The 6790-nt window shown below is 62.0% G+C and carries 8 protein-coding genes; 1 reads left to right on the forward strand and 7 read right to left on the reverse strand.

What is annotated here, in order from left to right:
• Positions 1-234: 234 nt before the first annotated feature.
• From ptsP to H0W47_RS17905, 5 genes are all read right to left on the reverse strand, one after another.
• Positions 235-1992, reverse strand: a complete 1758-nt coding sequence (ptsP, locus tag H0W47_RS17885) for a phosphoenolpyruvate--protein phosphotransferase (protein ID WP_296926856.1) — start codon at positions 1990-1992, stop codon at positions 235-237.
• A 145-nt stretch (positions 1993-2137) separates the two neighbouring features.
• Positions 2138-2407: an HPr family phosphocarrier protein gene (locus H0W47_RS17890; RefSeq protein ID WP_296926858.1), complete on the reverse strand. Its 270-nt coding sequence runs from the start codon at positions 2405-2407 to the stop codon at positions 2138-2140.
• The gene (locus H0W47_RS17895) at positions 2376-2819 is read right to left on the reverse strand and encodes a PTS fructose transporter subunit IIA (RefSeq protein ID WP_296926860.1); all 444 of its coding nucleotides are present in this window, start codon (positions 2817-2819) and stop codon (positions 2376-2378) included. Before H0W47_RS17895 ends, H0W47_RS17890 begins: the two co-directional genes overlap by 32 nt.
• Complete coding sequence (locus tag H0W47_RS17900; RefSeq protein ID WP_296926862.1) at positions 2816-4084, reverse strand: MFS transporter; 1269 nt, start codon at positions 4082-4084, stop codon at positions 2816-2818. Before H0W47_RS17900 ends, H0W47_RS17895 begins: the two co-directional genes overlap by 4 nt.
• Positions 4081-4650, reverse strand: a complete 570-nt coding sequence (locus H0W47_RS17905) for a hypothetical protein (RefSeq protein WP_296926864.1) — start codon at positions 4648-4650, stop codon at positions 4081-4083. The genes H0W47_RS17900 and H0W47_RS17905 overlap by 4 nt, the downstream gene beginning before the upstream one ends.
• A 208-nt stretch (positions 4651-4858) precedes the next feature.
• Here H0W47_RS17905 and H0W47_RS17910 point away from each other — a divergent pair, with 208 nt between their 5' ends.
• Positions 4859-5278, forward strand: coding sequence for a CBS domain-containing protein (locus tag H0W47_RS17910; RefSeq protein ID WP_296926866.1), 420 nt, complete (start codon positions 4859-4861; stop codon positions 5276-5278).
• Between the two features lie 331 nt (positions 5279-5609).
• Here the strand turns inward: H0W47_RS17910 and H0W47_RS17915 are convergent, their stop codons facing one another.
• Positions 5610-5789 carry a hypothetical protein gene (locus H0W47_RS17915; RefSeq protein WP_296926868.1) on the reverse strand — a complete coding sequence of 60 codons (180 nt, stop codon included), beginning with the start codon at positions 5787-5789 and terminating at the stop codon, positions 5610-5612.
• A 152-nt stretch (positions 5790-5941) separates the two neighbouring features.
• A complete protein-coding gene (locus H0W47_RS17920; RefSeq protein ID WP_296926871.1) occupies positions 5942-6475 on the reverse strand; it encodes a toll/interleukin-1 receptor domain-containing protein in 534 nt (177 codons plus the stop codon).
• Between the last annotated feature and the right edge of the window lie 315 nt (positions 6476-6790).

The raw sequence follows: 6790 nt of genomic DNA on the forward strand, positions 1-6790 counted from the left end.
TCCTCGAGCGGCTGCCCACGCAGCCGGCCAGCCGTGTCGATGAACTGCTGCCGCATCGCTGGCAGTCAGCGCCCGTCACTACCTGACTCGTACGGCCGTCGTCAAGACGGGATCACCGCACGCTTACCGTGATCCTGCCGCCGTGATGATCAGCGCCGGGGTTATGAACAAAATCGGGCTCTGGCCCTCGTCCAGAAAGCGTTTGCAGCTACTATTTTTATAGCAAGAGAGGCACTACAGCATCGCCGCAGGCTCGTCGCTGGCCAGGACTTCCTGGGCCCAGCGCTGCAGCTTGCCGGTGTCGGCGCGCAGGACTTGCTGCTTCACGGCCAGGATCTGCGAGGGGTGCATGGAAAAGCTGCGCAGGCCCATGCCCAGCAGCAGCCGCGTCATGCTGGTGTCACCGGCCATCTCGCCGCAGACGCTGACGCCCTTGCCCTGTGCATTGCACTCGGCAATCGTGTCGGCAATCAGGCGCAGCACTGCGGGGTGGCAGGGGTCGTACAGGTGGGCGACAGCTTCGTCGGCACGGTCGATCGCCAGCGTGTACTGGATCAGGTCGTTGGTGCCTATCGACAGGAAGTCGAAATACTTCAGAAACAGCTTGAGTGTCAGCGCGGCGGCCGGAATCTCGATCATCGCGCCCAGCTTGACCGGCCCATAGGCAATACCCTTGTTGTCGAGCTCGGCGCGTGCAAAGTCCAGCAGCGACAGCGTGTGGCGGATCTCGCTGCCGTGTGCAAGCATGGGGACCAGCAGATGCACCGGTCCGTGCGCGGCGGCGCGCAGGATGGCGCGAAGCTGGGTCAAAAACATCGGCGGGTCGGCCAGACTCCAGCGGATCGCCCGCAGGCCCAGCGCCGGATTGAGCTGGCCGTCCTGGGTGCGGCCGGCCAGCTTGTCCAACGGCTTGTCTGAGCCGATGTCCACTGTGCGGATCGTCACCGGCAGGCCCTTCATGCCCTCCACCGCCTTGCGGTACGCCAAGTATTGCTCCTGCTCGTCGGGCAATTTGCTGCGGCCCATGAACAAAAATTCGCTGCGGAACAGCCCCACACCCTGCGCACCCACGCTGACGGCGCCGGCCGTGTCATCGGGCATCTCGATGTTGGCCAGCAGCTCGACTTTCTGGCCGTCCAGCGTCAGCGCCGGGGTGTTGAGCAGCCGGTTCAGGCGCTGGCGCTCGAGTTCACCCTGGCGCTGTTTGAAACCGTATTCGGCCAGGATGATGGGCGAAGGATCCACAATCAGCACACCGGCGTCGCCGTCGATGATGACCCAGTCGTCCTGCTCGATCAGCTGGCTGGCGCTGCGCGCACCGACCACCGCCGGGATGTCCAGACTGCGCGCCACGATGGCGGTGTGCGAGGTGCGGCCCCCGACATCGGTGGCAAAACCGACAAACAGGCTTTGCTTGAACTGCAGCATGTCGGCCGGCGAGATGTCGTGCGCCACCAGCACCAGTGGCACGTCCATGGTGTCGTCAAGCAGCAGGTCCTGCTGGCGCGGCGCCCGGCCGCCTGTGGACGGCGTGGGCAGCACCGGCGAAGCCACGCCTTTCATGAAACCCAGCATGCGCTCGACCACCTGCTCGAGGTCGGCCTTGCGCTCGCGCAGGTACTCATCTTCCATGTCGTCGAACTGGCGGGCGATGATTTCGTACTGCGTGGTCAGCGCCCATTCGGCGTTGTAGAGCCTGTCGTTGATCCAGTGCTTGACGCCGCTGATGAGCTGCTCGTCCTGCAGCAGCATCAGGTGCACATCGAGCAGCGCCGACAACTCATGCGGCGCGTCCTTGGGCAGGTCGCGCTGCACCCGCGTGATCTCTTCGGACACGGCGTCGCGCGCCACGCGCAGGCGCTGGATCTCTTCAGCGGTTTTGGTGGCGTCGATGAAGTAATGCGCCACATCGGCCCGGCTGGAAGCCACCAGCACCGCACGCCCGATGGCAATGCCGCGCGAGACCGCCAGACCATGAACACTAAAAGTCACGCAAACTCCCAGAAACTGAGTCGCGATGCGAAGCGAGCCGACCAAGACCAGCCGGGGCCGCGGGTCTGGCTTTGCCAGCCCTCAGGCGCAGCGGCCCCCTCGGGGGGCAGGGCGCTACACGCAGTGAGCAACCGTGGGGCGCCATTCATTCCCCTTCGCCGAATTTGTCATGAATCAGCGCAAGAATCGCATCCATGGCCTGCTGCTCGTCGGCGCCATCGGTTTCGACCTCGACCATGCTGCCGATACCGGCGGCCAGCATCATCACACCCATGATGCTTTTGGCGTTGACGCGGCGTTCGCCCTTGCTCATCCAGACTTCGCAGGCAAAACTGCCGGCAGTTTTGGTGAGCTTAGCCGAAGCGCGGGCATGCAGGCCGAGTTTATTGCTGATGGTCGTGCTGTTCTTTATCATGATTTCTGCGAGCCTGGTTCTGTGGTGCAGTAATCGCCACCTGCATCACACCCTGTGTTCCCCCCATCACCGCGCGCGCCACCAGCGCATCCAGCGCCTCGTGTCGGTAAGACACCGTGCGCAGCAGCATCGGCAAATTGACGCCGGTGATCAGCTTGGAGCGCACCCCGTCCACCAGCTTTTGCGCCACGTTGCAAGGCGTTGCACCGAACACGTCGGCCAGCACCAGCACATGCGAGGTGCCGAGCTGCCTGAACACGACACGGGCCTGCGCCAGGGTTTCCTCGGGCGGCATGTTGGGCTGAACGTCCAGCGCCACCACACCAGCCGGGTTGTCCGAAAAGACATGCAGCACGCACAGCCGCAGGGCCGAGGCCAAAGGGGCGTGGGCGATGATGAGAATGCCGTTCATTGCCGGGAATTATCAGCGCTGACGCTGAGAAAATAGCCATATGAGGCGATACAGCAACACAAAAACACAGTCATCGCGCCTTGAAAGCTTGCCACTTCGGACCAGCCCAAGGCCCTGAAAGAGTCGATCAACAGGCCGATGCCCCACTGCACCACGAACACACCCGAAAAAATCACCAGGTTGTAGGCCGACAGCGCGCGCCCGGCCAGCGAGGCATGAAAGGCCATGCCGACGGCCGGCTGGGCCAGGCCCATGGCGCTGCAGCTCATGCAAAACAGCGCCCAGCCCAACCAACCTGTCGCCGAACCCGCCCATATATTGAAGGCCAGCACCGCAATGCTCAGTGGCACGCCCCAGGCCACCAGTCGCGTGGCAGGCCAACCGTTGCGGACCAGCCAGGGAGTGACCATGCCCCAAGTCCAGAAAGTCACCAGCATGAGGGCGTTGATATAAAACAGGCCGGTCGCCGACTCCGTCGGGGTGTACCCCGCCACCCGCACCATCCACGGCCCGGCCCACAGCGTCTGCACTGCGACCAGCCCGCCGTAATTGAAAAAGGCCAGCGGCGTCAGCTTCTGGAAATAGCGGTTGCGCAGAACGTCGGCGTAGCGGCCCTGAGGCCGCCCGCTCCCGGCTGTCGCCGCTGCCAGCCCACTCACCGAGCTATTTGCCTGCCAAGTCGGGACGACCCACGCAATGCAGAGCATGGAAAAAACAATCAGCCCGGCCAGAATCCAGAACAGAGCGCGCCAGCCCGTCAGCGGCATCAGCCATTGCACCGGCAAGGTGGACGCCAGCATGCCCAGTGATGCCGTCATCAGCATCCATGAGTTGGCGCGCAGTTGTGCGGCCGGCTCCAGCCACCGCCGGTAGCCGGTCAGGGGCGCCATCAGGCAGGCGCTGACGCCCATGCCAATCACCACGCGCGCCGTCAGCAACCCGCTGAAACTGGTGGCCATGGAAAACGCCAGACTGCCTGCCACCGAGAGGCCCAGAAACCACAGGATCACGCGTTTCGGGCCATGGCGGTCCAGCCAGGCGCCCAGCGGCAACTGCATGGCTGCAAAGCCAAGGAAATAACCACCGGCCAGCAAACCCAGGTCGCGTGCCTGCAATGAAAACTCCTGCGTCAGCACCGGCGATAAGGTGGCGGTGATGGCCCGTACCAGGGCCGAGCAGAAGTAGGCCGCCGCAAACGCCAGGAAAACAATGGCAGCGGTTCTCTTGTTCAGGTAGCTGGAGGTGTCGGTCTGGGCTGCCGTCATGGCCCTGGCTCGAACTGGAGACTGGAGAAATAGGTCTCGGCAACGTCGGCGTTGATCACACCGGCATAAAGCACCACCTGGAACAGCTGCGAACCGCGCGAGAAATAAGCCGCCTGTCCGGCCACAGCACGCCCGTCGGCGCGCTGCCCGCTGGACCGGACAAGACTCGCCGGCGCGCCGCTGGCCATGCCGGTCGGGCGGAAGGTCGAAACCTGCGTGGCGCCCGCGCCCGTGCCCACCGGCCCGGCTTTCATGTTGGCCAGGGTCAGGGCCTGCCACTGGGCCAGCACGGCTTCGGCTTTTGACACATCGCCGATGTCAGCCACGGCCACCGCAAAAGTGGCGTCACCGGCATCGCAGCCCAGCATCAATAGCTGCACCGGCAGGCCGCCGAGCGGAACGGATTTTTCGGCCTTGTCAGGTTTACAGGGCAGCAGCAGGCTCAGCGCCGTGTTGTCCGGCCGGACTTCGCGCCAATTGAAGGTCGGGCTGCAGGCGGCCAGCGCCAGCACGGCACCGACCAGGCAGAACAGCCGCAGCGCCTGCGGAAGGGAACTCGTAAGCATGCATGGCACTTTACAGGGATTTGTGCGCCAGCCTCGGGGGTTTGCGATTGGCAGCCGACAGGGCCGGCGGGCCCCAAACAGCGTCACACCTCGCGGCACTGTCCTACGGCGGCTTGAGTAGCCGCTGATTACCAACGTAGCGCACACGCCCCATGCTACTGGCAGACGGCGCCGCCGGCTGTATCCAACACAATCCAAGGAGAATTTCATGACCACCGTATCCGACGTGATGACCCGCGACGTGCGTAGCCTTTCCCCCACTGACACTGTGGCTTCCGCCGCACAGGCGATGGCCGAACTCAACGTGGGTGTGATCCCCGTCTGTGAGGGCGACAAGCTACTGGGTGTGGTGACCGACCGCGACCTCGTGGTACGCGCCATGGCGCAGGGACTGGGCGGCGACACGTCGCTGTCCAAGGTCATGAGCCCCGATGTCCGTACCGCACGCGAAAGCGACGATCTTGACACCGTGCTCGCCGACATGGCGTCCAGCCAGATCCGCCGCCTGCCGGTGCTGGATAGCGAAGAGCGCCTGATCGGCATCATTTCCATCGGCGACATCGCAGTCAAGGGCCAGGACGAAGAAGACGTCGGCCAGTCGCTGGGCGAGATTTCCGCGTCAGCCTGATCCAGCACCGCGGGGCACTGGTTGGCGCCCCGCCGAATTTGGTGCTTCGGCACCAAGGAGTGCTTCCTCAATGGGTAGCACTCCCCATTTGACGTCTGAACATGCCACCGAGAAATCCGCTGCGACTTCCTGTCAAAGGTTTATCGCAGGCCGGTTGAGCCGGTGTTTGTAGAGCCCGCCCCACGCCGAGTCACCGCAGCAACACGGCATGAGTGATTCCCAAGGGGTGAGCTTCTCATTGGATGTTATCGGGCAAGTTTTTACCGCACAAGACTTACTGATGCTGCGAGCTCGGTGCCGCCTGCCACCCACGGAGTCCCGCGGCAGAGGCCTACAGCCCTTTAACTCGGCACGCAATCAGCAGCAGACCGAAGCCGATGATCCACGACCAAGTTCCGATGGGGGCGCCGAGGCGGACCACGCCAAACTGCGCGAGCAAGGCAACAATAAACAGGACCAGAGAAATCACCCACACGACGAAGGTAGGGGCTTTGCCAGAAAAATTGCTCATGATGGATTCCTTGTTGGTTTGAACTGAAGCAATTGGATTGTGTGACTAGCAGCCTGGGGTTTTTGGCGATTGGCGCAACGCCTTACACATTCACGAGGCTCGCGGCTACGCCGGAGATACGTCAACGCGATCTTTTTCCTGGTATTCGTTGTCTACGTTGTGAGGCACGAGTAAGGATAGTTGGAAGGAAGCTGAAGATAGGTTATCACCATCGACAAATCCCCGGATCGAACGCCCCATTCCATAGACCAATCCGTGTTGAATTCTGGCTCCCTTGCTCTAGCCATCGATGAGTTTGTAACCTTAGAGATTCCTTCGACGACGCTTCGCAGTCCATCATCAAAGTTCATACGAAAGTCGGCAAACATCTTGCCGCGAGCGAAAACGGGAACATCGCAGTCCTCCAGCATCACGGGCATCACAACGACGCGTTTTTCTTCCAACTCGCGGAGCAGTCCCGCAGAGAGTTCTTTCCTGCACCATTCTGATCCGGTCGATGCTTTCGAAAGGATGACTAGCAATGCACTAGAGCCGTCCACAGCTTCTTGAACACGATTAACGATTGAGTCGCCCACTGCGAGCTCCCAACGATCAAGCCACACATTGACGTTCCGATGGACAAGTTGCATCGCCAATTTATCGACGAACTTCTTGTCTTTGTGGGAGTAGCTAATGAAGATGGGCATGGCGACGGGATTGTGCACTGACAGGCGGCTGTTGGGCCTGACGTTTGATTGAGGGGTCACCGTATGCGACTCCCCGGGATGATGTGTTCGGTGACATCGACTCTGTCACCTTAAATGTCTCCCTGAATTCCCTAGACGGAACTCGCATGCTTTGACCTTTCCCGCGTACTCGCGGGCCTCTGGTGTACACTGAATCGCCCCGGGTTTCATGGAGGCTGTTTGGTTTAAGTCATGCCTCCACCGTGGAGGCTTGACTGGCGAGTTGCCGGTAGTAGTTTGCCTCAGCTTCTGCCGGAGGTATATATCCGATAGGGC

The organism is Polaromonas sp. (assembly GCF_013817205.1).
Classification (GTDB): domain Bacteria; phylum Pseudomonadota; class Gammaproteobacteria; order Burkholderiales; family Burkholderiaceae_C; genus Polaromonas.

Excerpts from the sequence above, each read along its gene's own strand:
- H0W47_RS17900 (WP_296926862.1), bottom strand. The coding sequence starts at position 4,084 with ATGACGGCAGCCCAGACCGACACCTCCAGCTACCTGAACAAGAGAACC.
- H0W47_RS17905 (WP_296926864.1), bottom strand. The coding sequence starts at position 4,650 with ATGCTTACGAGTTCCCTTCCGCAGGCGCTGCGGCTGTTCTGCCTGGTC.
- H0W47_RS17920 (WP_296926871.1), bottom strand. The coding sequence starts at position 6,475 with ATGCCCATCTTCATTAGCTACTCCCACAAAGACAAGAAGTTCGTCGAT.
- H0W47_RS17910 (WP_296926866.1), top strand. The coding sequence starts at position 4,859 with ATGACCACCGTATCCGACGTGATGACCCGCGACGTGCGTAGCCTTTCC.
- H0W47_RS17915 (WP_296926868.1), bottom strand. The coding sequence starts at position 5,789 with ATGAGCAATTTTTCTGGCAAAGCCCCTACCTTCGTCGTGTGGGTGATT.
- H0W47_RS17895 (WP_296926860.1), bottom strand. The coding sequence starts at position 2,819 with ATGAACGGCATTCTCATCATCGCCCACGCCCCTTTGGCCTCGGCCCTG.
- H0W47_RS17890 (WP_296926858.1), bottom strand. The coding sequence starts at position 2,407 with ATGATAAAGAACAGCACGACCATCAGCAATAAACTCGGCCTGCATGCC.